At 71.6% G+C, this 26,345-nt stretch carries 20 protein-coding genes, 1 pseudogene and 1 riboswitch; of the genes and pseudogenes, 9 read left to right on the plus strand and 12 right to left on the minus strand.

From position 1 onward, the window contains the following. From CHC09_RS44180 to CHC09_RS44195, 4 genes and pseudogenes are all read right to left on the minus strand, one after another. The coding region (locus CHC09_RS44180; RefSeq protein ID WP_143232938.1) for a GAF domain-containing protein at window positions 1-843 on the minus strand (843 nt) is incomplete at its 3' end. A 45-nt stretch (window positions 844-888) separates the two neighbouring features. Beyond that, entirely contained in the window at window positions 889-1,944 is a 1,056-nt protein-coding gene (locus tag CHC09_RS44185) for an adenosine deaminase (protein ID WP_089299265.1), read from the minus strand. 59 nt (window positions 1,945-2,003) lie between these two features. After that, window positions 2,004-2,079: riboswitch (S-adenosyl-L-homocysteine riboswitch) on the minus strand. A 63-nt stretch (window positions 2,080-2,142) separates the two neighbouring features. Beyond that, entirely contained in the window at window positions 2,143-4,185 is a 2,043-nt protein-coding gene (locus CHC09_RS44190; RefSeq protein WP_239138932.1) for a cellulose binding domain-containing protein, read from the minus strand. A 281-nt stretch (window positions 4,186-4,466) separates the two neighbouring features. Further along, window positions 4,467-5,210, minus strand: a pseudogene (locus CHC09_RS44195) (GH12 family glycosyl hydrolase domain-containing protein); the annotation flags it as partial. Between the two features lie 550 nt (window positions 5,211-5,760). On the opposite strand from CHC09_RS44195, the gene adhE reads away from it, so the two are divergent. Further along, window positions 5,761-8,394, plus strand: coding sequence for a bifunctional acetaldehyde-CoA/alcohol dehydrogenase (adhE, locus tag CHC09_RS44200; RefSeq protein ID WP_089299268.1), 2,634 nt, complete (start codon window positions 5,761-5,763; stop codon window positions 8,392-8,394). 115 nt (window positions 8,395-8,509) lie between these two features. Further along, on the plus strand, window positions 8,510-11,329 hold the full coding sequence (locus CHC09_RS44205; RefSeq protein ID WP_089299269.1) for a M14 family zinc carboxypeptidase: 2,820 nt from the start codon (window positions 8,510-8,512) through the stop codon (window positions 11,327-11,329). 66 nt (window positions 11,330-11,395) lie between these two features. Here the strand turns inward: CHC09_RS44205 and CHC09_RS44210 are convergent, their stop codons facing one another. Continuing rightward, entirely contained in the window at window positions 11,396-11,908 is a 513-nt protein-coding gene (locus tag CHC09_RS44210) for a tetratricopeptide repeat protein (protein ID WP_203833463.1), read from the minus strand. Between the two features lie 245 nt (window positions 11,909-12,153). Here CHC09_RS44210 and nhaA point away from each other — a divergent pair, with 245 nt between their 5' ends. The 6 genes from nhaA to CHC09_RS44240 all read left to right on the plus strand — a co-directional run bounded on the left by nhaA (window position 12,154) and on the right by CHC09_RS44240 (window position 17,288). Beyond that, window positions 12,154-13,356, plus strand: a complete 1,203-nt coding sequence (gene nhaA / locus CHC09_RS44215; RefSeq protein ID WP_203833464.1) for a Na+/H+ antiporter NhaA — start codon at window positions 12,154-12,156, stop codon at window positions 13,354-13,356. A 79-nt stretch (window positions 13,357-13,435) separates the two neighbouring features. After that, window positions 13,436-13,957: a ribbon-helix-helix protein, CopG family gene (locus CHC09_RS44220; protein WP_089299271.1), complete on the plus strand. Its 522-nt coding sequence runs from the start codon at window positions 13,436-13,438 to the stop codon at window positions 13,955-13,957. 78 nt (window positions 13,958-14,035) lie between these two features. Next, window positions 14,036-14,878, plus strand: coding sequence for a DUF4097 family beta strand repeat-containing protein (locus tag CHC09_RS44225; protein ID WP_089299272.1), 843 nt, complete (start codon window positions 14,036-14,038; stop codon window positions 14,876-14,878). A 27-nt stretch (window positions 14,879-14,905) separates the two neighbouring features. After that, window positions 14,906-15,862, plus strand: a complete 957-nt coding sequence (locus CHC09_RS44230; RefSeq protein WP_089299273.1) for an ATP-binding cassette domain-containing protein — start codon at window positions 14,906-14,908, stop codon at window positions 15,860-15,862. Then, complete coding sequence (locus CHC09_RS44235) at window positions 15,862-16,686, plus strand: ABC transporter permease (protein WP_089299274.1); 825 nt, start codon at window positions 15,862-15,864, stop codon at window positions 16,684-16,686. Before CHC09_RS44230 ends, CHC09_RS44235 begins: the two co-directional genes overlap by 1 nt. 62 nt (window positions 16,687-16,748) lie before the next feature. After that, on the plus strand, window positions 16,749-17,288 hold the full coding sequence (locus CHC09_RS44240) for a hypothetical protein (protein ID WP_143232939.1): 540 nt from the start codon (window positions 16,749-16,751) through the stop codon (window positions 17,286-17,288). Window positions 17,289-17,294: 6 nt separating this feature from the next. Here the strand turns inward: CHC09_RS44240 and CHC09_RS44245 are convergent, their stop codons facing one another. The 7 genes from CHC09_RS44245 to CHC09_RS44275 form a co-directional block, all read right to left on the minus strand. Beyond that, a complete protein-coding gene (locus CHC09_RS44245; protein ID WP_089299276.1) occupies window positions 17,295-18,284 on the minus strand; it encodes a hypothetical protein in 990 nt (329 codons plus the stop codon). Continuing rightward, entirely contained in the window at window positions 18,284-18,598 is a 315-nt protein-coding gene (locus tag CHC09_RS44250) for a PadR family transcriptional regulator (RefSeq protein WP_179277563.1), read from the minus strand. The genes CHC09_RS44245 and CHC09_RS44250 overlap by 1 nt, the downstream gene beginning before the upstream one ends. A 54-nt stretch (window positions 18,599-18,652) precedes the next feature. Further along, window positions 18,653-20,206 (minus strand): hypothetical protein, encoded by a 1,554-nt coding sequence (locus CHC09_RS44255; RefSeq protein ID WP_089299278.1) that lies wholly within the window; start codon window positions 20,204-20,206, stop codon window positions 18,653-18,655. Further along, window positions 20,203-21,525 (minus strand): tetratricopeptide repeat protein, encoded by a 1,323-nt coding sequence (locus CHC09_RS44260; RefSeq protein ID WP_089299279.1) that lies wholly within the window; start codon window positions 21,523-21,525, stop codon window positions 20,203-20,205. The genes CHC09_RS44255 and CHC09_RS44260 overlap by 4 nt, the downstream gene beginning before the upstream one ends. A 60-nt stretch (window positions 21,526-21,585) precedes the next feature. Beyond that, entirely contained in the window at window positions 21,586-23,280 is a 1,695-nt protein-coding gene (locus tag CHC09_RS44265; protein ID WP_089299280.1) for a DUF4331 domain-containing protein, read from the minus strand. Between the two features lie 159 nt (window positions 23,281-23,439). Beyond that, entirely contained in the window at window positions 23,440-24,462 is a 1,023-nt protein-coding gene (locus CHC09_RS44270) for a zinc-dependent alcohol dehydrogenase (RefSeq protein ID WP_089299281.1), read from the minus strand. Between the two features lie 79 nt (window positions 24,463-24,541). After that, window positions 24,542-25,273 (minus strand): hypothetical protein, encoded by a 732-nt coding sequence (locus CHC09_RS44275; RefSeq protein ID WP_143232940.1) that lies wholly within the window; start codon window positions 25,271-25,273, stop codon window positions 24,542-24,544. Window positions 25,274-25,490: 217 nt separating this feature from the next. Between CHC09_RS44275 and CHC09_RS44280 the strand changes: the two genes are divergently transcribed. Continuing rightward, window positions 25,491-26,345 (plus strand): GAF domain-containing protein (locus tag CHC09_RS44280; protein ID WP_143232941.1); only part of this gene is annotated, 855 nt, incomplete at its 3' end.

Below are 26,345 nucleotides of genomic sequence, written 5' to 3' on the forward strand. Positions count from 1 at the left end.
GCCCTGCCGCCGCCCGTCCCCGCCGAGGATCGGCTGGGCGTCGATACTGACCCGGCGGACACTCCCGTCGGGGTCCGGCACCAGGTATTCGATGTCGCGCAGCACTTCACCGCCCAACACCCGCGTCAGCGGCATCTCGTCGTCCGAGATCAGTCGGCGGTCGAGGTCGGCCAGCGGGCTACGCCCCGCCCGCTCCCAAATCGAGTGACCGACCGATGTCACGTTGTACATCCGCTGGATCGAGCTGTTGGCGAAAGTGATCCGGCCGTCCTCGTCACAGGCCACCACCCCGTGCGCGATGTTCTGCAGCACCGTGTCGAGGAATCGGCGCTGGTTCTCGGAGTGCCGCTGCGCGGCCAGGAACTCGGAGTACGCCTGCGCTGCCTCGTCGACCGCGGTCAGCTCCCGCGCCGACCACTCCCGGGGCTGGTAGTCGACCACGCTGCACACCCCGATGGTCTGCTGCCGGTCGCCGCGGATCGGGAAGCCCACGTAACTGCGCATTCCCAGTTTGAGGGCCAGAGCGTCCTCCGGTACCCGCGGATCATCGAGGATGTCGGCGATCATGACGGGATGCCCGCACGAGACGACGATCCCGACCACCATCGACTTGACCATCACGGGTTCCGGCATCACCCAGCCGGCCATCAGCCCGGACGCTCCGGCCAGCGTCATCCGCTCGCTGCCCTCGATGAGGTGGATCAGGCCGGTCGGCGCTTCAGCCGCCCGGGCCAGGATCGCCGCGAATCGGTTCGCGATTCGGTCGGTGGGCGGCCGGTCCGCGTAGTACTGCCCGAGATCGCTACCCGGGTGAGCTGGAAAGGCGCCCTCGAAACCTTTCACCCTCTGAGCCAACCATCTGACGGCCCGAATTTAGGGATAATTCGGTCAGTTTTGATCCGTCAGGGCCTGAACCCAGCCGGAGCCCGCGACGTAGGCGTCGATCTCGGCCAGGATCGCTGACTTGCCGGCGTCGTCGAGGAACGAGTACCGCACCGCCTGCCGGGCCAGCCCGGCCACGCCACGCTCGTCCAGGCCGAGCAGGTCCGCGGCCACCTGGTACTCCCGGTTCAGGGTGGTGGAGAACATCGGCGGGTCGTCGGAGTTGATGGTCACCGGCACCCCGGCGGCCACCAGTGCCGGCAGCGGATGCTCGGCGAGCGACGGCACCGACCGGGTGCAGACGTTGGAGGTCGGGCACACCTCCAGCGCGATGTCGTGCTCGCGCAGGTGAGCCATCAGCTCCGGATCACGGGCGGCGGCGATGCCGTGGCCGATGCGCTCCGCGCCGAGGTGGCGGACCGCGTCCCAGACGGTCTGCGGCCCCGTCGACTCGCCGGCGTGCGGCACGCTGTGCAGTCCGGCCGCCCGGGCGGCGGCGAAGTGGCCGGCGAACTGCTCCCGGGACACCCCGGCCTCCGGGCCACCGAGCCCGAAGCTGATCAGCCCGTCCGGGCGCTGCTTCAGCGCCACGTCGAGCGTCACGTCGGCCGCCGTCATCCAGGGCGGCGGCCCCGGGATGTCGAAGCACCAGCGCAGCTCGACGCCGTGGTCGCGGGCCGCCCGGCGCCGAGCGTCCTCCACCGCCTCGCAGTACGCCTCGGCCGGGATACCACGCGTGATGTGCGAGTACGGGCTGAGGGTCACCTCGGCGTACCGCACCGACTGGGCGGCGAGGCCCGCGCCGATGTCGTAGGTGAGGGTGGCCACGTCCTCGGCGTCGCGGATCAGGTCGACGACCGACAGGTACACCTTGATGAAGTGCGCGAAGTCGGTGAACGTGAAGTACTCGGCCAGCAGCGCCGGGTCGGCCGGCACCGAGGTGTCCCCGGCGTACCGCTCGGCCAGCCGGGCCACGGTCTGTGGTGCCGCCGACCCGACGTGGTGAACGTGCAGCTCCACCTTGGGCAGGCCGGCGATGAAATCGGTCAGGTCCAGTGCCATCCGTTCGCCCCTCACGGTGCGTGTCGTCCACCGAGGGCACCCGTGGCACGAGCGGCCTCCGGTGGGAGGCGCCCTTACGACCAGGCACGGGCCGAGCGTGGCGGATTCTCATCCGTCGCAGCGCCCCTCGACCCGCACCCGGAACGTTAACACCGTGGGCGACCCGGCAGGGGACACCTACCGGGCCGCCCGGGTCCGCTATTCGCTGGTGCAGACGGTGCCGTTGAGGGTGAACACTCCGGGCAGCACGTTCGGCCCGCTGTACGAACCGACGAAGCCGACGTTGGTCGACGCCCCCGGTGCCAGGCCGGCGTCGCTGGTCACCCGGACCGTCCGCCCGCTCTGACTCCAGGTGGCGTTCCACCCGCTGCTGAGGTCCTGCCAGGACGTCGGCCAGTTGAACGCGAGCGTCCACCCGCCGACCGTCCCGGCCGCGTTGTTGGTGATGTCGATCGATCCCACGTACCCGCTGCCCCAGTCGTTGGTGTCGCGGAACTTCACCGTGCACGCCGCGCCCGCGGGGGTGCCGGTGGTGATGGTCAGCGGCGGCGAGGCGGGGGAGGGCCGTCCGGAGCCGTCGCGGGCCAGCACGTTGATCGTGTACCGGTGGCCCGGCTCCAGGTTGCGCACGGTCAGCGAGGTGCCGGTGGTCTCGCCGAGCTGCGCGCTGATCCCGCCGTTCTGCCGGTACACCTCATATTTGAGCCCCGCGGCGCCGGCCGGCCAGGAGATCGTCGCGGTACGGTCGGTTACGGTCGCGGTGGGCCGGCCCGGCGCCCGTGGCGCGGCCGCGTCGACCCGCTCCGGGTGCAGGGTGACCAGCCTGATCGAGTACGGCGGGAGCGTCTGGCTGCCCGCCGTGCCGGACGGCGCGGTGGTCACCGAGCCGGCGCCGTTGGTGAACGTCTCGACGACCGGGGTGGCCGCGCCCGGCGTGAAACCGTTGTAGTTGAGCGCGACCGTGTGCTCCGCGTCCGGATCCTTGTTGATCAGCAGCACCGCGAGGTCGCCGCCGGCCCGGCGCACGGCGTGCGCGCTGACCAGCGCGTTGTCGCTGCCGGTGCCGACGAACTGGTCACCGGCGCGGGCCAGATCCCCGATCAGCGACAGCGCGTGGTAGGGCGCGAACGGCGTGTTCAGCGCCGGCTGGCAGGTCGAGTTGTCGGCGGTGCAGTTCCCGCTGGAGAGCAGCCCGTAGTCGCCGTAGTCGGTCTGTCCGGCGACCGTGGAGACGGTGCCGAGACCGTTGTGGACGTTCCACCACTGCACGGTGAAGACGCCCTGCGCGAGCAGCCCGCTGTAGACGTCGGCCAGGAACAGCGCGCCCGGCTGGGTGTTCCGGCCGACCTCGACGTTCGTCTCGGTCATGCTGATCCCGATCCGGCCCGGGGTGCCGCCCGCGTACCGGTCGATCTGCTGGCGCAGCAGGTAGGCGGCGTCCTGGATCTGGGCGGGTTTGGTGAGGGTCTCGGCGGGTGTGCCGCCGCCGGGGTACCAGTGCACGTCGGCGAAGTCGATCGCGGCGCCTGCTCGGGCGAGCACCTCCTGGTTCCAGGTTCCGGTGTCGCCGCCGCCGACGATGCCGTCGGGCCAGTTGCCGGGCATGGTGAGCACGGCACCGATCTTGATGGTGGGGTCGACCGCCTTCATGGCCCGCGAGTAGGCGACGACGTTCTCGGCGTACTCCTTGGGGCTCTTGTCGGCGTGGTCGTCGGCCTCCCAGGCGGCGCCGTAGTGCCCGTTGCCGTAGTTCTCGTTGCCGATCGTCCAGTAGGTGGCGTCGTAGCCTTTGGTGACGTTGGCGTACCGGACCCAGTCGGCGGCCTCCTGGGCGGTGCCGGTGCCGTAGTTCGCGATGATCATCGGCTCCGCGCCGGTGCGCCGGGCACCGGCCAGGAACGTGTCGAAGTCGGTGTTCGGGGCGACGTAGCCGCCCGGCGCGGTGTGGTCCTTCCAGTGGTAGATGTCGGCGTACGAGCCGCCGGGGTAGCGGAGCATCCGCACGCCGGCGTCCTTGAGCAGGTCGGCGACCGCGGGGGTGCCCAGTTGGGCGTCCCAGATGGCGTGGTTGACGCCGACGGCCGTGTCGGTGACGGTGGCGAGACCGGCCCGGGTGTCGATGTCGACGCGGGCGTCGGTGGCGGGAGCGGCTTGCGCGCCGGGTGGCGCGGTGATGACGGCGGTGCCGAGCGCGAGCAGGACGACGCTCGCGACGGTTCGCCGCCGAAGTGAGATCTGCACGAGGATTCTCCGTGAGGCTGGGGGATGGGAGCGCTCCCAATGGTCCAGCGACGGAAAGAAGCCTGTCAATAACGACGATCGGAGGACAACTTCAAGATCCATTTCTTGGTACGACCGATGGGGCACCGTGGCCAGGCTCGAGCCAAGTCACGTGACGCTCCCGCGCGAGGTGTCCTCGCCTCGCTCGGCTAGCGGATCGACTGCGACATCGAGGCACCACCGATCTGATCGGATGGTCACCGGCCGCGAGCCGTGCCGCGGGTTCAGCGCCGGGCGCACGTCGCCGAGAAGCTGGTGACCGCCAGCCCGGTGCCGCCGATCCACGGCTCGAAGCCGGCCTGGATGCTGGTCAGATACCACGACCCGGTGATCGCTCCACGGCTGCGCACGTCGTTGACGAAGTCGAGGACGCTGAAACTCCACCTGGCGATCGGCGCGGGCGCCACGTAGGAGACGACGGCGTTGACGCCGTTGCCGCCCTGCCACACCTCCCAGCCCCGGCCGCCGACGGTGGCGGTGCCGACCCGTGAGCCGACCGGCTGGATGGAGCCCTGACGGTCGAACCAGATCATGATCTCCTGGGCGTTGACGCCGTTCGTTCTCGGCGCCGGGTCGAGCCAGATGTCGTAGGCCGCGTTGTGGGTGCCGGCGGCGCGGAGGTCGTAGCCGACGCTGCTGGTCGCCTCGGCGATCGAGCCGACCTGGAGCGGCAGGTCGGTGCCGGGTGAACAGTTGCCGTAGTGACAGCCGTAGAAGATCGCCGGGTAGGACACCGGCGCACCGCCGGGGTCGGCGACGCCCTGCTGGCTGGTGATGGTGAACCCGCCGCGGGTGACGTCGACACACTGCTCGGCGCGGGTGCCCCAGCGGTTGTTCATCACCACGTAGCGGCCGCCGATCGGGGTGGAGCCGTACCGGTCGCAGATCCGGGCGCCGGCCTGGGCCGGGCCGGCGGGGGCGAGGCCGGTGATCCCCGCCGCGGCCAGGAGGCCGGCGGCGAGCAGTGCCTGGAGGGGGCGTCTCATAAAGCTCCTTCTCGAGCTGTGGAAGCGCTCCCGTCGGGGGTGTCACGGCACATTCGCGACGGTCGGGAGCCGGGCATCCGGCACGGCGCGTCGCGGCTCGCGAGAGGTGGGCGAAAACGCGCGGTGGGTTCGAGGTGACCGGTTCCGGTCACATTCCGGTAGGTCACGGAATTGTTCGGCCTCGAGGTCGGCAATACCGGATCCGGGTACGAACAGTAGCTTGCCGCCGATCGGCGCACCTGGGAAACGGTCGCCGCTGAGCAATTCCGCTCCGGCGGCGCACGGCCCGGTGTTAGCGTGAGCGAAGCCGCCGACATCGATCGGCCGCGCCATCCGATGCCGTGAAATCCATGCCAATCAACGGGAAAAGTGGTGGCCATGGGGAACCGTCCGCACGTTCCCTCCAGCCTCTGCTGGCGGCGACCGGCGGGGCAGGACCAAAGTCTCGGCCCGGGCGTGCCACTGGGCTCTGCCTCCCGGGGGCGACAAGCGATCTGCTGAAGGCGAACGCCGATATACGCGTGCATCACTATTTTTGAGGTGACGACTCATGACTGCACCGTCCGATGCCATGATCGGGGTGGACGCCCTGGTCACCGCCGGTCTGAAGGCGCTCGCCGAGTACGAGGCCTTCGACCAGGAGAAGATCGACTACATCGTTAAGAAGGCGTCGGTCGCCGCCCTCAACCGGCACGGCGCACTCGCGCAACTCGCCGTCGAGGAGACCGGCCGGGGCATCTTCGAGGACAAGGCCGTCAAGAACATCTTCGCGTGCGAGCACGTCACGCACAGCATGGGGAAGTTGCGGACGGTCGGGGTGATCAGCGAGGACGAGATCACCGGCATCACGGAGATCGCGGATCCGGTCGGCGTGATCGCCGGTATCACCCCGGTCACCAACCCCACCTCGACCGCGATCTTCAAGGCGCTGCTCGCCCTCAAGACCCGTAACCCGATCGTCTTCGCCTTCCACCCGGCCGCGCAGCGGTGCAGCGTGGAGGCGGCCCGCATCGTGCGGGACGCGGCGGTCGCGGCGGGTGCGCCGGAGCACTGCGTCCAGTGGATCGAGCACCCGTCGGTCGAGGCGACCACCGCCCTGATGCGTCACCCCGGCATCGCCACGATCCTGGCGACCGGCGGCAACAACATGGTCCAGGCGGCGTACTCGGCGGGCAAGCCGGCGCTCGGCGTCGGCGCCGGCAACGTGCCGGCCTACATCGAGGCCAGCGCCAAGCTGCCGCGCGCGGTCAACGACATCGTGCTGTCGAAGTCGTTCGACAACGGCATGATCTGCGCCTCCGAGCAGGCCGCCATCGTCGACGACGAGGTCTACGACGCGGTGCTGGGGGAGTTCCGCGGACTGCACGCCCACCTCGCCTCGGCCGAGGAGAAGCGCCTGCTGGAGGAGTTCCTGTTCGGCGCGACCGCCTACGGCACCGCGTGCAGCGGCGCGAAGCTGAACGCGGACGTGGTGGGCAAGTCCGCGGCCTGGATCGCCGAGAACGCCGGGTTCACCGTTCCGCCGGACACCTCGGTGATCCTCGCCGAGGTGCAGGAGGTGGGCCCGTGCGAGCCGTTGACCCGGGAGAAGCTCTGCCCGGTGCTCGCCCTGCTGCGCGTCCAGTCCCGGGAGCAGGGCGTGCGCGCGGCCATCGAGATGGTGGAGTTCTTCGGTCTCGGCCACAGCGCGGCGATCCACACCCAGGACGAGGACCTGGTCGTGGAGTACGGCAAGCGGGTCAAGGCGGTCCGGGTGATCTGGAACTCGCCGGCCTCCCAGGGTGGCATCGGCGACATGTACAACGCGTTCCTGCCGTCGCTCACGCTGGGCTGCGGCAGCTACGGGCGCAACTCGGTGTCCAACAACATCTCCGCGGTCAACCTGCTCAACATCAAGCGGATCGGCCGGCGCAACAACAACCTGCAGTGGTTCAAAGTGCCTTCGAAGATCTACTTCGAGCCGTACGCGATCCGCTACCTGAGCTCCATGCCGGACGTGCACCGGGTCACCATCGTCACCGACGAGACGATGACCCGGCTGGGCTTCGTCGAGCGGGTCGACCGGGTGCTGCAGAGCCGCCCGAACCGGGTGGTCGTGCAGATCATCGACGAGGTGGAGCCCGAGCCGCGGATGACCACGGTCGAGCAGGGCGCGGAGCTGATGCGCTCCTTCAAGCCGGACACGATCATCGCGCTGGGCGGCGGCTCGGCGATGGACGCGGCCAAGGTGATGTGGCTCAAGTACGAGCACCCGGAGGTCGACTTCGGCGACATGCGGGAGAAGTTCTTCGACATCCGCAAGCGGGCGTTCAGGTTCCCCACTCTCGGCGAGAAGGCCCGGCTGGTCTGCATCCCGACGACCTCGGGCACCGGGGCCGAGGTGACCCCGTTCGCCGTCATCACCGACCACCGGACCGGCAAGAAGTACCCGCTCGCCGACTACGCGCTGACTCCGTCGGTCGCGATCGTCGACCCGCAGTTGACAGCCAGCCTCCCGGCGGCCATCGCCGCGGACAGCGGCTTCGACGCGCTCACCCACGCCATCGAGGCGTACGTCTCGGTGTACGCGAACGACTTCACCGACGGGCTCGCCCTGCACGCCATCCGGTTGATCTTCGCGAACCTGGAACGGTCCGTGGTCGATCGTGACAGCGACGCCCGGGAACGGATGCACAACGCCGCCACCATCGCCGGTATGGCGTTCGGCAGCGCCTTCCTCGGCATCGTGCACGCCATGTCACACACGATCGGTGGAACCTTCCACATCGCGCACGGGCGCACCAACTCGATCCTGCTGCCGCACGTGATCCGGTACAACGGCACCGTCCCGTCGAAGTTGTCGGGATGGCCGAAGTACGAGAACTACCGTGCCCCGCAGCGCTTCACCGACATCGCCGCCATGCTCGATCTGCCGGCGAGCAACTCGGCCGAGGCGGTGGAGGCGCTCGCCAGTGCCGTCGAGCGGCTGCGCTCGGCGGTCGGCATCGAGTCGTCGTTCGCCGAGGTCGGCGTGGACGAGAAGGCGTTCCTCGCGGCTCTGCCGCAGCAGGCCCTCAACGCCTACGAGGATCAGTGCGCGCCGGCCAACCCGCGGATGCCGATGCTGGACGACATGCAGGTGCTCATGCGTGCCGCCTACTACGGTGCCGATTACCAGGGCTCGGAGGACCGGGCGGCGGCTTAAAACCCTATTTGCGATAGTCAATTGACAATTGATTAGAGGCGTTGACCGAGTCGAATTTGCTGGCATAGGCTGCTGATCGTTTCGAGTCATTCCCAAGGAAGGGAACGAAGACACGATGCGGCTCCCGAAGCCCGCACCCGGAACGGTCGTGCCGGCGCGTCTGGCGGGCGCCGTGACGGTCGTGCTGCTGGCTGCCCTGACCCCGCTTCCGGTCGCGACCCCGGCCGGCGCCACCCCGTCCACCGCGACCTGCGGCGGCGACCCGGCCACCTATCTGGACACGGTGCCGAGCCCGGAGTCGTTCCTCGGCTTCCCACTCGGCGCCGGCCAGCAGCGGGTGGTCACCAACACCGAGATCCGCGACTACCTGGGCGCGGTGGACAAGGCGTCCGACCGCGTGGTCACCGGCACGATGGGCACCAGCGTGCTCGGCCAGTCGCTGCCGTACGCGGTGGTGTCGAGCCGGCGGCAGGCGGAGCGGGGCACCCTGGACGAGATCGCCGAGGAGATCCGCGACCTGCGGGATCCGCGCCGGACGAAGGCCGGCGAGGCGCGCCGGATCGCCGCCGGCCGGCCGGCCATCGTGTGGATCGCCGGGAACGTGCACGGTGGGGAGACGAGCGGCGCCGACGCCGCCCTCAAGACGCTCTACGAGCTGGCCGCCGGGCTCTCCTGCGCGGTGCGGCAGCGCAACGACAACCTGATCACGGTGATCCTGCCGACCCAGAACCCGGACGGCCGGGACGCCCTCCGGCGGCAGAACGAGTTCGGCTTCGACCTGAACCGGGACTGGTTCGCGCGCACCCAGCCGGAGACCGACAGCAAGCTCGAGCTGCTCCGGCGGTTCCCGCCGCAGGTCTTCATCGACGCCCACGAGATGGGTGGCCGGCAGTACTTCTTCCCGCCGAACGCCGATCCGATCCATCACGAGATCGCCGACGCGCCGGTCGACTGGATCAACCGGATCGGCGCGGCGAACAAGGCCGGGTTCGGCTACAACGGAGCCTGCACGGACACCGTCACCACCGAGTGCTACTTCAACTACGACACCTACGACCTGTTCTACATGGGTTACGGCGACACCGTCCCGGCCACCGGGTTCGGCGCGGCCGGCATGACGTTCGAGAAGGGCAGCGGGTCTGCGGTCCAGGACCGGGTCCAGCAGCAGTTCAACACCCAGTGGTCGACCCTCGGCTGGGCGGCCGCCAACAAGCGTGAGGTGCTGAACAGCTACTACCGGATCTGGACGGACGCGCTCGCCGAGGGCCGGGCCGGCGCGCTGGAGCCGAACGAGGTGGTCCAGCCGGCCAACGAGGTCCAGTTCCCGGTGCCGGACGTCAAGATCAAGTCGTACTTCCTGCTGCCGGGCCGGCAACTCGCCGACGTCCGGCGGCTGGTCGAGCGGCTGCGCCGGATGGACGTCGAGGTGTACGAGGTCGAGAAGCCGGTCAAGGTACCGCACGCCCGGATCTTCGGCGGGCGGACCGGCACCGACGTCACGGTGCCGGCCGGCGCGTACTGGATCCCGATGGCGCAGCCGCAGAAACACTGGATCCAGGCGACCCTGGGCGAGGATCCGTACGCACCGTTCCCGTACTTCTATGACGTGTCGTCGTGGAGCAACCCGCTGCTGATGGGCATCGACACCCTCTACACCGGCGACGACGTGCGGCCCCGGGCCGAGTTGGTCGAGCGGATCGAGGGCGGCCGGACGGGGACGGCACCGCGCGGCGGCTCGTACACCTACCGGCTGGACTCGGCCGGCGCCGCCCAGCTGACGTTCCGGCTGCTCGGCCAGGGGGTCGCGGCCGTCCGCGACCCGGACACCGGCCTGATCCGGGTGCCGGCGGCGGGCGTCACCCCGGTCGTCGATCGGCTCGCCAGGTCACTCGGCGTCACCCTGACCCCTCGCGCCCGGCCCGCCACCGGCACGGCGATCGACCTGCCCGACGTCGGACTGTTCCGGGGCGCCGGCATCTCCACCACCTCCGGCTCGTACGGCGAGGCCCGGTACGTACTCGGGCGGCAATGGGGTCTCGACCTCAAGCCGGTGACCACGGCCGACATCAACGACAACACCCCGGCGTTCACCGGACGCACGACCCTGCTGGTGCCGGACGGCGGCAACCCGACCGGCGGGCTCACCGCGGCCGGCCAGGCCAACCTCCGGAACTGGATCGCCGCGGGCCACACCTACCTCGGACTGCGCAACGAGGGCACCCGGATGGCCCGGGCCGCCGGGCTGACCTCCACGACGGAGCGCGACAAGCCGGACGACTACCTGGTCATCGGCTCGCACCTGCGGGTGGACGTCGACGGCGACAGCCCGATCACGCGGGGCCGGCCGGCGGAGGACTTCGAGTTCAACAACGACGACCCGATCCTCAGCCCGAGCACCACCGGCGTCAACGTGCTGACCTACCCGGACGACGACACGTTCTGGCACAACGGCTACACCGTGCACGCCGAGATCCTGAAGGGGACGTCGGTGGTCGTCGACGAGCCGACGGGGGCCGGACACGCGGTGCTCTTCGCGTTCAACCCGCTCTTCCGGGCGTACAACGAAAGTGGTCTGCAGTTGGTGGCGAACGCGCTGCTCGCCCCGGCGAACAGCGCGCGGGTGGCCGGGGTCGAGTCGGCCCGGACGGCCGGCGTCGCGCCGGCCCGGGCGGCCGCGGCGGCCCAGCCGGCACCGGCCAACCTCGGCGGCGGGTGGCGCCCGGGCCGGATCCAGGTGGCGGCCGGCGACCTGGCCCGGACCCGGAGCCTGGTCGAGCGGTACACCGGCACCGCGACGATCGCGGTCGTCGGCGATTCGGCCTACCTGACCATCCCGAATCCGGACGGCCTGGAGTTCGAGGAACACCCGTTCCTGCGGAACCTGATCAATGATCTGCGAGCCGCCGGAATTCCGCTGCGCTCGGTCGTGGGCTGACCACGACGTGCCGAAGGCTCGGTGGCGCCGATCGACCGGCGCCACCGACGCGGCGTCCGGAACCGCTTACTCGGGGCGGCCTTCGGCGAGCCATTGGGCGAGGCCGCGCAGGCCGACCGCCCACCGCCCTAGGTCGGTGACCTCGGCGTGTCCGGTGACGACGGTGAGCAACTCGGCCACCGCCTCGTCCGGCCGTTCGGCGTCGTTGAGGGTCAGGGCGCGGAAGACGCGGACGGAGTCGGACTCGGGGAACTCGTCGCGGGCGCGGTCGAGCAGCGCGAGCGACTCGTCCAGCTCGCCGAGCCAGCGCAGGGTGCTGGCGTACTGGCACAGGCAGCGGCGCAGGACGTCGCCCTCGAGGCCGAGGGCGAGCGCCCGCTCGTAGTAGCCGCGCGCGGTCTCCTCCTGGCCCGCGGTGTCGTAGGCGCCACCCACCTCGTACACCAGGACCGGATGATCCGGGTGCTGATCGAGCAGCGCCTGGAAGTAGGCGATCGTCGGCGCCATGTTCGCCCGGTCGCGCTGGTCGTAGCCGCGCTGGATGGCGCCGGCCAGTTCGGTGGTCACGTCGGTCGTCACAGCTGTGCGTTTCCTTCCGCGAAGCCGCCGCCACGGAGCCGCGCTCGGTGATGGTGAATACCGGTAGAAACGTAACACCGGATAGTCGAAGGGCAGAGTGCGGACGATCTCGTGGCTTATTCTTGGCTCGGATCGGCTCCAGGAGCGCGAGTCGTAAGTAAGGGGAGGGGCCCGCTCACGAGCCTGTGCTCACCGCTGTGCCCGCGTAGGTTCCTGGAGACGTCTTTCGTATGTCAGCTGGCCGGTTGATCAGGGCTGCCCTCAGGTCCGAGGCGGTCAGTGGCATGCTGCTGCTCGGCGCCACCGTCGCGGCGCTGATCTGGGCGAATTCGCGGTTCGCCGACTCCTACGAAACGCTCTGCTCCACCGTGCTCGGTCCCGCCTCGCTGCACCTGAACCTGTCGGTCGAGGCGTGGGCGGCCGACGGGCTGCTGGCGGTGTTCTTCTTCGTCGTCGGCAACGAGCTCAAGCACGAACTCGTCCACGGCGAGCTGCGTGACCCGCGCCGGGCCGCGCTACCGATCGCCGCCGCGCTCGGTGGTGTCGTGGTGCCCGCCCTGATCTTCCTGTCGATCAACGCCGGCGCTCCGGGGGAGGCGCGCGGCGGATGGGGCATCCCGATCGCCACCGACATCGCGTTCGCTCTCGCCGTCCTCGCGATCTTCGGGGGGCGGCTGCCCGCGCCACTGCGCACCTTCTTGCTCACCCTGGCCACCGTCGACGACCTGTGCGCGGTGCTGGTGATCGCGGTCGCCTACACCAGCGGCCTGAGTCTCGCCGTCCTCGCCGCGGCGGGGGTGGGCCTGGCGGTGTTCGGCTATCTCCAGAACGCGTCCGGCCGGCTGGTGTCCCGGGTGCGTTCGGCGGTGCCGGGCTGGTTGCTGTTCGGGCCGCTCGCTGTCGTGATTTGGGCGCTGATGCACGCCTCCGGGGTGCACGCCACGATCGCCGGTGTCGCGATGGGCCTGCTGATGCGCACTTCGGTCTGGGACGGCGAGGCCGCCTCCCCGTCGGACCGGGCGGAGCAGGCGCTGCGCCCGGTCTCCGCCGCGGTCGCGTTGCCGATCTTCGCGCTCTTCTCGGCCGGGGTCTCGCTCTCCGGGGCCGAGGGCTTCTGGGGCAGCACCGTCACCTGGGGCGTGCTGACCGGGCTGCTCGTGGGCAAGTTCGTCGGAATCGTCGGCGTCACCTGGCTGGTCGCCCGGTTCACCAGCGCCGCGCTGAATCCGCACATCGCCTGGGCGGACCTGGCCGCGGTCGGCCTGCTCGGCGCGATCGGCTTCACCGTCTCCCTGCTGGTGGCCGAACTCTCCTACACCGACGAGGTTCAGCTCGCTGAGGCGAAGGGCGCGGTCCTGCTCGCTTCGGCGATCGCGTCGCTGCTGGCCGCCGGCATGCTGGGGTATCGCAACCGGCACTACCGCAGGCTCGGCTGGCCGCGCCTCTGACCAGGAGCGGTGCCAATCTGGCACCACTCTGGTGCCAGATTGGCTTGCGGGTGTGCCATGACTGTGCCACAGTGATGTCATGGACTTGACCTCGTATGTGAGCAACCTCGGACGTGAGTTCGCCACGCTCGCCGAAGCCGGCGGCGAAGAGTCACGTGCGCTGGTCGAGCGCCTGACCGGGTCGCTCGAGTCGGCGATCCGGATGACGCTGCTGGACGCGCTCTCGGCCGCCGCCGACGAGATCACCCGCGACCTGGCCCCGGGCTCGGTCGAGCTGCGCCTGCGCGGCCGCGACCCGGACTTCGTCGTGACCACGCCGCCCGTTCCCACCGCCGCGGAAGCGACGGTGACGGATGGTGGAGCGCCGGAGACCGAGGTGCCGATCGCCGAGGAGGGGCCCGCCGCGCGGATCAACGTGCGGATGCCCGAGCAGCTCAAGGCCGCGATCGAGGAGGCCGCGGCCAAGGAGGGGCGCTCGGTCAACGCCTGGCTGATCCGGGCGGCCGCCACCGCCCTGCACCGCGCGGACGGCGAACAGCGCTTCGAGCCGCCGGCCGCGGCGAAACGCCCCCAGCAGCGCTTCACCGGCTGGGTGCGCTGAACCCGCGCACCACCCCCTTTTCCTCACACGCCCCCGACCTGCGGGGACGTCCCACCCACCCATGATGCGGGGACAACCATGCCAAAATTCGAGACGCTCGAACCGATCACCGTCGATCTCGACCTCAGCGTCGGCTACGTGCGGATCACCGCGAGCGACCGCACCGACACCACGGTCGAGGTCCGCCCCAGCAACGGGTCCGACCAGTCCGACGTGAGCGCCGCCCAGCAGGTCCGCGTCGACTTCACCAACGGCACGCTGCGCGTCACCGGCCCGAAACGCACCTTCGACTTCTCCCGTAAGACCAGGTCGGTCGACGTGTCCATCGAGCTGCCGAGCGGCTCGGAGCTCTCCGCCGACCTGCAGGTCGGGGACGTCCGCGGCACCGGCCGCCTCGGGCCGTGCCGGCTCAAGAGCTCCGCGGGCGCCTTCTCCCTCGAGCGCACCGGCGCACTGCGCGTGCACACCTCGGCCGGTCAGGTCAGCGCGGAGCAGGTCGACGGCGACGCCGACATCTCCACCGGCTCCGGCACGGTCCGGATCGGTGGGATCAACGGTGCCGCGGCGATCAAGAACTCCAACGGCGAGACCGTGATCGACGCGGTCACCGGCGACGTCCGGGTCCGCGCCGCCAACGGCGGCATCCACATCGCGCGGGCCGGTGCCGGCGTCGACGTGAAGACCTCCAACGGCAACATCCGCCTCGGCGAGGTGGTCCGCGGCTCGGTCGCGCTCGGCACCGCGATGGGTGACCTGGAGATCGGTATCGCCGCCGGCACCGCCGCCTGGCTCGAGGTCGACACCACCTTCGGCCGGGTCCGTAACCACCTGGACAACGCCGTCCGCCCCGAGGAGACCGACCGGATCGTCGAGGTCCGCGGCCGCACCTCCTACGGCGACATCACCATCCACCGCTCCTGACCCGCTTCCGACCCCCGGAGGACCTACATGACCACCACGCAACCCCGGCCGGCGATCGCCGTGACCGGGCTCCGGAAATCGTTCGGCGACCATGTCGTGCTCGACGGCCTCGACCTCACGGTCGCCGGCGGAACGGTCTTCTCCCTGCTGGGCGCGAACGGCGCCGGGAAGACCACCGCCGTGAAGATCCTCTCCACACTGCTGCGCCCCGACGCCGGCGACGTCCGGGTCGCCGGTCACGACGTCGTCCGCGAGCCGGACGCGGTGCGCGCCGCGATCGGCGTCACCGGCCAGTTCTCCGCGGTCGACAAGCTGCTCACCGGCGCTGAGAACCTGCGGCTGATGGCCGACCTGCACCACCTCGGCCGCGCCGCGGGCCGGCGGCGCGCCGCCGAACTGCTCGAACTGTTCGAGCTGACCGAGGCGGCCGGCAAGCCGGCCGGCGCCTACTCCGGGGGCATGCTGCGGCGGCTCGACCTGGCGATGACGCTGGTCGGCAGCCCGCAAGTGATCTTCCTCGACGAGCCGACCACCGGGCTCGACCCGCGCAGCCGCCGGGACATGTGGCAGATGGTCCGGGAACTGGTGGCCGGCGGTGTGACCATCTTCCTGACCACGCAGTACCTGGACGAGGCCGACGAACTCGCGGACCGGATCGCGGTCCTCGACCGCGGCCGGGTGGTCGCCGAGGGAACCGCCGAGCAGCTCAAGCGCCGCATCCCCGGCGGGCACATCCGCCTGAGGTTCGCCGACCCGCAGAGCCTCGACGCGGCCCTGGGCGTGCTGGGGGAGGCCGTGCGAGAGAACGACGCGTTCGCCCTGCGGGTGCCCAGCGACGGCAGCCTGCACTCGCTGAAGACCCTGATCGGCCGGCTCGACGAGCGGGCTGTCCCGGTCGACGAACTGTCCGTGCACACCCCCGACCTCGATGACGTCTTCCTCGCCCTCACCGGCGAACGCACCGACGAGAAGGTGACCGCCTGATGAGCACTCTGTCCGTTCCGGCCCCGGCCGGCCCGCGATTCCACCCGCTGCGCGACTCGGTGACGATGCTGCGCCGCAACCTCCGGCGGATGCTGCGCTATCCGTCGATGACCGTGATGCTCGTCGGGATGCCCGTCGTCTTCCTGCTGCTCTTCGTCTACGTGCTCGGCGGCACGCTCGGCGCCGGGCTCGGCGGGGCGGTGCGGAGCGCGGCCGACGGGCGCGCCGCGTACGCCAACTACGTGTCGCCGGCGATCATCCTGATGACGATCGCGGCCACCGTCCAGGGAACCGCGATCTCGATCGCCATGGACATGACCGAGGGCATCATCGCCCGGTTCCGCACCATGCACATCGCCCGGGTCTCGGTGCTGACCGGGCACGTCCTGGGCAGCGTGCTCCAGGCGATGTTCGCCCTGGCCATCGTGATCGGGGTGGCGGTGCTGGTCGGCTTCCGGCCCACCGCCGGGTTCGTCGGGTGGCTGGCCACGGCCGGCTTCCTGGTGGCGGTGACCTTCGCGCTCGTCTGGCTCTCCGTCGCACTCGGCCTGGCCAGCAAGACCGTCGAGACCGCGAGCAACGCGCCCATGCCGCTGATCCTGCTGCCCTTCCTCGGCAGTGGCTTCGTGCCCACCGAGTCGATGCCGGCCGGCCTGCGCTGGTTCGCCGAGTACCAGCCGTTCACGCCGATCATCGAGACCCTGCGTGGCCTGCTGCTGGGGGAGCGGATCGGGAACGAAGCGTGGATCGCGCTCGGCTGGTGCGCGGCCCTCGCCCTGGGCGGCTACCTCTGGTCGAAGCGCCTGTACAACCGCGAGCGCTGACGGCGGCGGTCCGATTCGGACCGATCCTCGGGCCGCGTGTTAACTTCTACATCCTGTAGAAGTTGGTGGTACCAGAAGGGCAGGCCACCGCCATGACGGCGACGCTCGGGGACATCCTGCTCGTGTTCCTGGCCGACCGGTCCGGGACCGCGCACGAGCTGCAGCAGCGGCACGCCGCGACGTTCGGCCCGCAGCGCGCCGTCGGCGTCAACCGGGTCGTGGCGGCGCTCAACCGTCAGGAGAAGCTCGGCCACATCCACCTGCTGAAGGGCGCGACGCAAAAGTCCCCGCAGGTGTGCGCCCCGACCGAGGCCGGCCGTCTCCGGCAACGGGCCTGGATCCTCGAAGTGCCACCGGAACCCGACCTGGCCGAGGTCCTCGACCGGGTCCTGCTGGCGATGGCCGCGGCCGACCGCGCGACCTTCGAGGCGGTCGTCGAACGGTGCCTGGCGGCCCTGGACGCGTCCCGGCCACGCCGGCGGGCGCGGGCGGTGGTCTCGGCCCCGCACGCCCTGGCGGAGTACGACGACGTGGTGGCGGCGTCCCTGCGCAAATGGCTGCGCGGCCTGGCCGGCCGCCCCCGCGACCGGGACGCGGCCTGACCGGGCTCAGGACGGGCCGGCTGCCGGCGGCCGCCGGGTGGCCACCGCGGCGAGGCCGAGCACGGTGGCAGCGATCGCGCTGAGCACGAGGATCAGCACGTACGGGTCGACGATCTCGATCCGGCTCTCGGTGATCTGGTTGGCGGGCAGGGCGTGCGGAGTGATGTGCGGGATGACGCTGTCCGGGCCCCAATGGGCCAGCAGGACCACCCCCGTGAAGATCAGTACCATCGTGGTGGCGGTGGCGAGCAGACCCGCGAGCAGGCGGCCCGGGGCGGTGCCCGTCCGGCCGGAGTTCGCCAGGACCGCGCCGGCCGCGGACACCCCGGCCAGGGCGAGCACCGATCCGGTCGAGGCCGGGATCGGTGGGGCGACGACCACGATGAGGAGCCAGGCCATGGTGGTGGCGAGTCCGCTGCCGGCCGCGGTGACCAGCACTCGTCCGGTCGCCGCCGACCGTTTCGCGAACGTCGGCGCCAGCCCGATCAGGAAACTGGCCGGGACGGTGGCGAACACCAGGATGCCGTCGCCGGCGTCGGCGGCCTCCAGGGTGGCCGGGTGCGCGTGGGCGACGGCGACCGTGCCGATGGCCAGGGCGATCAGGTAGCCGCAACCGCGTAGCAGCCAGGCCGTGACGCCGTCGCCCGCCGGGCCGAGCATCCCGGCCCGACGGGCCTCCCAGCACACCGTGGCCAGGGCTGACAGCACTATGGACAGAATCCACGCCAGTGGCGCGTGGTCGACGGCGGCGGTCCAGGAGAAGAGCGTCCCCAGGGTGCCCAGCACCACGAACAGATGAACGACGCCCCGAAGCAGGTGGAACTCGGTGGCAGCGGCGCGCAGGCAACCCCGGGCGAAACTCCGCCGCTCCGGCCGTTCCGCGATCGAGGCCAGCTCTGCCTGCATCGCCCGGCCCCAGTCACGGCGGACGGCGGGCATGACGCGTACGGCCGCGGCGAGTAGCCGCGCGGGCCCGTCCTGGTCGGTCTGGTTCATCATGCCTCCCGCAGTCGTGGGCGGCTCGTCGTCCGGCTCGCCGACGGCTCGGCCGTCACCTCAGCAGCCCAGCGCACGCCTTCTCCGGTCAACCGGTACAGATGCCGGGGTGGCCGCCCCGGCGACGGCTGGTCCTCCCAGATCGCCTCCAGCAGACCGCGGTCGCGCAGCCGGATCAGGATCGGGTACAGCGATCCGGCTTTCAGGCCGACCTGCTGCCCGAGCTCGTAGCCGTACCGCCACGTGGCCGGGTCGTCGGAGAGTGCGTCGAGGACCAGCACGGTCTGAGCCGACGGACGTCTCACTCGAACCATGCGCGGAACTCTATATAGGTAGACAATGAGTTTCAAGTGGCCCGTGCCGGCTCCTCAAGCGAGGGCCCGGACTCCGATGCCGAGTCCGACGATGACGACCAGCGCGGCGGTGGCGGTCGGCGTGCTCGCGGCGAGCTTCTTGCCGAGCAGGGAGAACCGTGCGGCCCGGCCGCTACCGGCGATCAGGCGGGTCAGGCGGTGCTGGGCGACGACGAGCAGCAGCCCCACCGCGGTCAGCGTGCCGGCCATCCCGACGCCGTACGCGACGACGAGCGCCACCCCGAGCCCGGCGCGGCCGAGCCCGATGGCACCGAGCAGGACGACCAGCGCGGACGGGCTGGGCACCAGGCCGCCGGCGAGACCGATCCCGGCCAGGCCGAGCCGGCCACGGTGCGGGCCGTGGTCATGCGGGTCGTGGTGATGATGGCCGTGCGGGCCGTGGTCATGCGGGCCGTGGTCATGCGGGCCGTGGTGATGATGGCCGTGCGGGCCGTGGTCATGCGGGCCGTGGTGGTGGTGACCGTGCGGGCCGTGGGAGTGCGCACCCGCCGAGCGGGCCCGCCGGGCCGCCACCAGCATGCCGGCGCCGACCGTCACGACGATCAGCCCACTGGCGACACCGAGCGCACTCAGCACCCGCTCCCCGGCGAGCGCCGTCGACGTGCTGAGCACCAGGCCCAGCAGCAGGACCCCGCCGGTATGGGTCAGGGTGACCGTCGCGCCGACCGCGACAGCGTCCCGGACGCGTCCACGGCGTCCGGCGAAGTAGGCGGCCATCACGGTCTTGCCGTGCCCGGGCAGGACCGCGTGGCCCGCCCCGAGCAGGAGCGCCAACAGGAACGCGAGCCCGACGACCAGCGGCGTGAGCGGCCCGCCGAGCACCGTCTCCATCCGGTTCTGCGCCGTGGCGAGCCAGCCCGGCGCGGCCACGGAGATCGCCGGCCGGGCGGTGGTGCCCGCGGTGGCCGGGGTGCCCGGCGCCGCGATCCCGTCCACCTGGATCGTGGCGGTCCGTACGTCCAGCGCCGAGGTGAGCAGGTCCCGGGGATACGACCGGAGCTGCCCGGTGACGCTCTCGGTGGGCAGCGGGGATCCGGTGAGGCGTACCCCGTCGCCGGTCGCGGTCAGTTCCCGCCAGCCGATCCGATCGGCGCGGTAGCCGTTGCCGACCCGTACCTCGGTCGGCTCGGTCAGCGGGGCGGGCGCGCTGAGCCGGCAGTCGAGCCGGCTGGTGTGCAGGCCGCCGGCCGCGGGTGTCACCTCGTACCCCTGCCCGGTGACCGTCCACACCAGACGTCGTCCGCCCGCCGAGACCGTGACCTCGGCGGCCAGCCGCGCGCACTCCGCCCCCGCGTATCCGGCGCGTTCGGCCGGCGACAGGTCACCGTTCCGGTCGCCGTCGGCGCGGGCCCGGTCCTGCAGGGTCGGGATCTCCGCGATGTCGACCACCGCGGTGACCTCGACGCGGTCCGGGTGCAGCGTCAGACCGGCGTACTGGTTGACGGAGAAGTTGCCGAGCGGGTGCGCCGCGGCCGGTGACGCCGGCCAGGCGAGCACTCCCGCGGTGGCGGCGCACGCGACGATCGCGCCGAGCCGGTACGTCCTCATCGGTTGCCTCCGGAAGTGCGCAGGCCGGCGACGGCGCGGCGGGCGTTGGGGCCGTCGGCGGGGGAGAAGTACGGGTTGGTGGCCAGGGCCCGCTCGAACTCCACGCGAGCGGCGGCGGGCCGGCCGAGACCGAGTTGGATCATGCCGAGGTGGTACGCGTACGTCGCCGGGTGCGCGCCACCCGCGACCGCGCGCCGGGCATACGGCAGCGCCTCGGCGTCCCGTCCGGCGGCGTGCAACGCCCAGGCCAGGGTGTCGGCCACATCGGGGTGCCGCCGCCGGGCCCATTCGGCGCGGGCGGCGGTCACCGCGTCGCCCGGGCGGCCCTGTGCGAGCGCGAGGGCGGCGGTGGCCAGTCCGTCCGCGCCGCCGTTCGCGGTGAACAGCCGCTGCGCCGCGGCGGCCAGCTCGAGCTGCTCGCCGGCCTCGGCGTCCCGGCCGGCGACGCGCAGCAGCTCCGCGTACTCCAGCAGGGTGGCGGTTCCGGGAAGACGGGCGGTGAGGTCGGCGTAGCCGGCCAGCGCACCCGGCAGGTCGCCGCGGGCGGCCTTGATCCTGGCGGTGCCGTGCCGCGCGCCGATGGAGGCCGGATCGGCCTCGGCCGCCGCCGTGTACTCGGCCGCCGCGGCGTCCAGGTCGCCCCGGCCGAAGGCCAGGTCGCCCAGCTGGACGCGGCAGAACGCCACGTCGTGCGGGTCGACCGCGCCGGCCAGCGCGCGCCGCATCAGGTCGTCCGCCTCGGTGAGCCGGCCGCGCAGTTCGAGGTCGTAGGAGGCGCGGGCGTACGCGGCCAGCCCCGGCCGCAGATCGAGCATGCGCTGTACAGCGCCGGTCGCGCCGGCCGGGTCACCGAGCTGGGTGAGGGCGTCGGCCAGCACCCCGTACGCATCGGCGTCGTGGTCGTTGATCGCGAGCGCCGACCGGGCCTGTGCCCGGGCGGCCGGGAAGTCGTGCCGGGCGTTGGCCAGCGCGCCGAGCACCACCAGTGCGTCGCTGTTGCCGTCGCGCCGCAGCGTGAGCGACCGGCGGGCGGCCTGCTCGGCCCTGGGGTAGAGCCCCGGATCGGCGGTGATCCGGGCCTGCTCCAGGTACGCCGCGCCGAGCGCGGCCCAGCCGGGCCAGTCGCCCGGGACGGCGCGCAACCGCTGCTGGGCCCGTTCGACCCGGCCGGCCAGCAGATCGGCCGGGGGCTGGTCGGCGACCGGGCTCGCCGGCACGGCCGGTGCCGTGGGACGGCGCGGGATCAGCACGGCCGCGGCCGCGAGCAGGGTGACCGCGAGCGCGGCGGCCAGGCCGAGGCGGACAAGGATACGTCGCATGATGGCTCCTCCACCGGAAGCGGGCGGGTGCGTCGATCGGCGCACCCGCCCGGGCGCGATCTACAGCTGGATCGTTCGGTCGTAGTCGGTGGAGCCGCGCGTCGCGCCGGTGGCCCGCCCGCGACGGCGCCGCAGCAGCAGGAACAGTCCTGCCACGACGATGAGGACCGCCAGGCCCGAGGCGCCGGTCGCGTACGCCACGGGAACGGTGGCCCCGGCGGTCCGCGCCGTACTCGCACCGTCGGCGTCGACGCCGGCGCCGGTCTTGCCCCCGTCGGTGCTCGGCAGCGGGGCGGCGGCGCCCGGCTGCTTGTTCGCGGTGTTCACGGCAACCCCGTTGGGCAGTGCCACGTACGGGAACTCCGCCGTGAAGCTCTGGTCGTTGGCGTCCACCCCGTCACCGGTCGCGAGCGCGTCGACCAGCTTGCCGGTCTGCGCCGCACCCACGAGCGCCTGCAACTCGACGTCGACCACGTCGTCGGCGAGCCGCCGGCCGTTCGGGAAGCCCTGCAGATCGCCGCCGAGCACGCCCAGCCGGTTCGGCTGGTCCGCGACCGGCACGGTGAGGTTCAGCCGCAGCTCCTCGGCGGGGGTGAACCGGGACGCCCGTACGTCCGCGTTGTTGAGCTGCGAGTTCAGATCTGCCTTGATCGGACCGCCGGCCTTGGTGGTGATACCGGTCAGGAAGATCTCGGCCAGGTCGTTGCGCGGGGTCCTCGGCGCCGGAATCTTGTAGATCGACTCGATCAGCTTCGGCACCTCGGGCTCCAGCACCCGCTTGACCAGCGCCGGGGTCTTCGCGTCGAGCCTCGGCGGGCTGGCGTTGAAGGCGTCCTTCAGGGCGGCCGGCACGATCACCTCGTTGATCAGCGGGTTGCCCAGCCGGGACACCTGCACCTTGCCGCCGGACTGCTCGCCACCGGTGATCCGGACCCGGTTGCGCTCGGTCGTGCTCCAGACCCCGATCACCGGGTTGCGGCCGGCGTCGCCGTTCAGTGCCACGTCCTTGAACGGCACCTGCAGGGCGATGGTGTTCACGTTGTACCCGGCGACGGTGTCCTGCCCGGTCTCCGAGAGGTCACCGCCGTACAGCAGGTCGAAGACGCGCAGGTCGAGGAAGAAGGGGTCGTCGGCCTGGCCGGCGAAGATGTTCCAGCCGCCCGGCAGGGTCCGGGTCGCCTGGTCGCGGAGGGTCGCGTAGTCCGGCATGGACGCCGCGCCGACCCGGGAGGGAGCGACCGGGGCGTCCTGCACACGGGTCTTGAAGGGTTCGCCGTCGAACGACGACTCCAGGGTGTACGTCTGCTTGAAGAGCAGGTTCTCGTCGTCGAGAGAGGTGACCGGGCCGTTGTTGTAGAGGAAGGTGCTGCCACGCCGGTTGTCGATGTTCCGGAACTTCCAGCGGAACTCGGCGTCCGGCTTCGCGTCACCGTCGTTGTCGACCTTGATGTGGTACGTGGCGTCGGTCGCGAACGGGTAGAAGTTCGGGCCCCCGTTGGGCTCCTCGAACGGCTGCCAGTTCGCGACGAAGGTGACGTATCCGGGGCGGTCCGGGCTGACGAACGCGTACAGGTCGGTGTTGTCGATCGCCGGGTCGGCGGCGACCAGGGGCGCCTCGCGGTGGCTCGACGCGGTCGCGCTTCCGGGCCCGAGGCTGTACAGCGAGCCGGTGAGCAGCGCGGCGACGCCGAGCGCGGCCAGGATGCGACGGCGGCGGGTTCCGGGGGCCCGCGCGGATGCCGGGTTGACCGTCATGGTGGTTCCTTCCGTGCCGAGTGATCTCCCCGCCGGTCGGGTCGTCCGGCGGTCTGTCTTCTCGGCACGGAATTCGTCGTGGTCAGCGGGTTGGATGGGTCGCTGTGAACTTCCTGACGCCCGGCAATCCGCGCGCCGCGCGGCTCCGAACCACTCCGATCAGCCGTGGTCACGGCGCGGGTCGACGTGGATCTTCGGGCCGGGACCGGCGCCGGTGGGCCGGTGGCCGGCGAACACGTCGGCGACCTCGTCGAGGCCGACGGTGGCGGCGACCAGCGGGCGGGGGTCGACGGACCGGTCCGCGTAGGCGGCGATCGTGCCGGCCAGGCCGGCCGAGGCGCCGAGGATGCCGATCGCGGTGACGTCCTTGAGCACGACGTCCCGGGTGTCGAGCAGGCTGGGCGTGCCGGAAAGTCCGATGTAGACCACCCGGCGGCCGGGCTCGACCAGGTCGACCGCGAGGCCGGGCAGTGCCGGTGAGTTGGAGGCGTCGATCACCGCGTCCCAGGCCAGGCCGGGCAGGGTCTCGACGGTCCAGGCGTGCTCGAAACCGAGCGCGCGGACCAGGTCCAGATCCTCGGGCCGGCGGCCGGCCACGTGCACCTCGATGCCGCGGGCCCGGCCGAACATCGCGGCCAGCAGCCCGATCGTGCCCGAACCGAGCACCAGCAGCCGCTCCCCGGCGGTGAGCGCGGCCGCCTCGACGCCGCGCAGCGAGGTCCCGCCCGGCTCGACCAGTGCACCGAGGGTCGCGTCCACCGAGCCGGGCAGCGCCCTCAGGTAGGCGGCGGGGAAGGCGAGCCGCTCGGCCAGCGCGCCGGGCCGGCCGTCGGCGATGCCCACCTCCAGCATCCCGGCGCAGACGTGGTGCCGGCCGGCGAGGCAGCGGCGGCAGTGTCCACAAGCGATCATCGTGTCGCCGGTGACGCGGCGGCCGATCCAGGACGGGTCGACGCCGGGGCCGGCCGCGGTCACCGTGCCCGACCACTCGTGGCCGGGCCGCAGCGGATACGACGACCTGCCGGAGTGCAGGTAGCTCATTCCGCCGGTGAACAGCTCGACGTCGGTGCCGCAGACGCCGACCCGCTCCACCTCGACGACGACGTCGCCCGGCGCGGCGACGGGCTCCGGGACCTCCCGCACCTCGGCCCGCTCCGGCCCGGTGAAGACCAGGGCGCGCATCAGCGACGCCCGATGACGTGAACGCGGTCGTCGAGATGGTCGCTCGGCTGCACGGACGGCATCGTATTCCCGGGGGTTCCTAGGCCAGTCGCCGACTCCAGGACCGCGAGCCCACCAGGACGATCCGGAACTCCCGGTCCGGCAGGTGCCGGTGTACGGCGGCGGCCCGCGCGGCCGCGGTCACGGCCTCCCGGCACAGCCGGTCGCGCGTCGAAGCGGCCAGCCGCGCGTCCTGCCAGGCGGCCTGCTCGGCGGCCACGGCCCGGCGATGCGACCGGCGCCGATGTCCGGCGACGGCGCGCAGCACGACGATCTCCTGGTCGACCGGGTGCAGCCGGGGATCCCAGCCGTCGCGCCCGGCGATCGCCGCGGCCAGGGCCGTCGCCGGCAGGTCACCGCGCTTCGCCGCCGCCCGGAGCGCCCGGTGCAGGAACGTCTCCCGGTCCGCGTACTCCTGCGGGGTCCGGGCCTGGTCGGGTACGGGGTAGGCCGCCCCGGCCCGCGTACGAGCGAATCGCTGTTCGGCCTTCCGCCACGCCTGCCAGGCGCCGTCCGCATGCTCCTCGGCCGCCCGCCAGTGCGCCTGCCACCGGCCGGCGGCCTCCCGCGCCTGCACCGCCGCGGTCCGAAGCTCGGCGGCGAACCGCGCCGCCTCGACGGCTTCCGCGCGGCGCCGGGCCCGCTCCTCGTGGTAGCGCCGGATCACCCCCACGTTGTTGAGGGCACCCACCGGGTCCCGCATCTTCTCCGCGTCGCCCAGCAGCATCAGTGCGGGCAGGGCCAGCAGCATCAGGACGGCCCAGACCGCCATCAGTGTCATCATCGTGCCCGCCGCATCCCTGACATGGCCTCAAGCTACCTAGAGATCAACAACCCGGTCCTCCGACGCGCGGGAGATTTGTCCCGTAATGGGCGATTTCACCTTAGAGTGGATCATGTATGGCCCCCGAGTCCGGGTGCTGCTGCGGCGGTCGGCGATTCTCCCGGAATCCGGTCGGGGATGTGTCCGGCAGTGATTGGCTCAGGGGGTGAAAGGTCTCGAGGGCACCTTCTCGGCCTGGAGCCGGGAGCCCGGAGGTGGCGGTCTCGCGGAGATGGACCCGAGCGGGGCCGCGGAGCGGGCGGCGGCGAGGTTCGCGGCGATTCTGGCGCGCGCGGCCGAAGCGCCGACCGGTCTGATCCACCTGACCGGGGACGGCCGGCGGATGCGGCTGGCCGGTGCGTTCGGGCTGCTGGCCGGCTGGGTGAACCGTGAGCCCATCCCGATCGACTCGATGCTGATCGGGATCGTGTTCGACTGCCAGCACCCTGTCATGATCTCCGACATCCTCGACGATCCGCGGGTGCCGACGCACGCCCTGGCCCGCGAACTCGGCATCCGCAGCTACGCCGGCTTCCCGATCCACGGCGACCGGGAGCAGATCATCGGGGTGTGCAGCGTGGTGGACTACCGGCCCCGGGAGTGGTCGGCGCGGGAGCTGACCGCGGTCGACGAGGCCGCGCAGGCGTACTCCGAGTTCCTGGCCGCGCAGCGGCACTCCGAGAAACAGCGCCGGTTCCTCGACGCGGTGCTGCAGAACATGGCGCACGGGGTGGCGGCCTGTGACGAGGAGGGCCGGATGGTGTTCTCCAACGGTCCGCTGCTGGCGATGAACGACGCCTTCCCGGTCGGCGTCCCCATCCTGGAGTGGGCCCCCGAGCACAACCCGCTGACCCATCTCGACGGCCGGTTGGTCGCGAGCGAGAGCCTGCCGCTGCTGCGGGTGTTGCGTGGCGAAGAGGTGCACGGCGCCGAATACCTGCTGCCGTTCTCCGACGGGCATACCCACCGGGTCAGCATCGATGCCCGGCCGATTCTCGGCGGGGACGGGCGGCGGCAGGGT

The organism is Actinoplanes regularis (assembly GCF_900188005.1).
Lineage (GTDB): Bacteria > Actinomycetota > Actinomycetes > Mycobacteriales > Micromonosporaceae > Actinoplanes > Actinoplanes regularis.

Coding starts and splice junctions, on each gene's coding strand:
- CHC09_RS44270 (WP_089299281.1), bottom strand. CDS start 24,462: ATGCGCGCCCTGGTCTTCACCGGGCCGGAGCGGGCCGAGGTGCGGGAG.
- CHC09_RS44250 (WP_179277563.1), bottom strand. CDS start 18,598: ATGGTTCGAGTGAGACGTCCGTCGGCTCAGACCGTGCTGGTCCTCGAC.
- CHC09_RS44225 (WP_089299272.1), top strand. CDS start 14,036: ATGCCAAAATTCGAGACGCTCGAACCGATCACCGTCGATCTCGACCTC.
- CHC09_RS44205 (WP_089299269.1), top strand. CDS start 8,510: ATGCGGCTCCCGAAGCCCGCACCCGGAACGGTCGTGCCGGCGCGTCTG.
- CHC09_RS44255 (WP_089299278.1), bottom strand. CDS start 20,206: ATGAGGACGTACCGGCTCGGCGCGATCGTCGCGTGCGCCGCCACCGCG.
- CHC09_RS44260 (WP_089299279.1), bottom strand. CDS start 21,525: ATGCGACGTATCCTTGTCCGCCTCGGCCTGGCCGCCGCGCTCGCGGTC.
- CHC09_RS44275 (WP_143232940.1), bottom strand. CDS start 25,273: ATGGCGGTCTGGGCCGTCCTGATGCTGCTGGCCCTGCCCGCACTGATG.
- CHC09_RS44245 (WP_089299276.1), bottom strand. CDS start 18,284: ATGAACCAGACCGACCAGGACGGGCCCGCGCGGCTACTCGCCGCGGCC.
- CHC09_RS44220 (WP_089299271.1), top strand. CDS start 13,436: ATGGACTTGACCTCGTATGTGAGCAACCTCGGACGTGAGTTCGCCACG.
- CHC09_RS44230 (WP_089299273.1), top strand. CDS start 14,906: ATGACCACCACGCAACCCCGGCCGGCGATCGCCGTGACCGGGCTCCGG.
- adhE (WP_089299268.1), top strand. CDS start 5,761: ATGACTGCACCGTCCGATGCCATGATCGGGGTGGACGCCCTGGTCACC.
- CHC09_RS44185 (WP_089299265.1), bottom strand. CDS start 1,944: ATGGCACTGGACCTGACCGATTTCATCGCCGGCCTGCCCAAGGTGGAG.
- CHC09_RS44265 (WP_089299280.1), bottom strand. CDS start 23,280: ATGACGGTCAACCCGGCATCCGCGCGGGCCCCCGGAACCCGCCGCCGT.
- CHC09_RS44235 (WP_089299274.1), top strand. CDS start 15,862: ATGAGCACTCTGTCCGTTCCGGCCCCGGCCGGCCCGCGATTCCACCCG.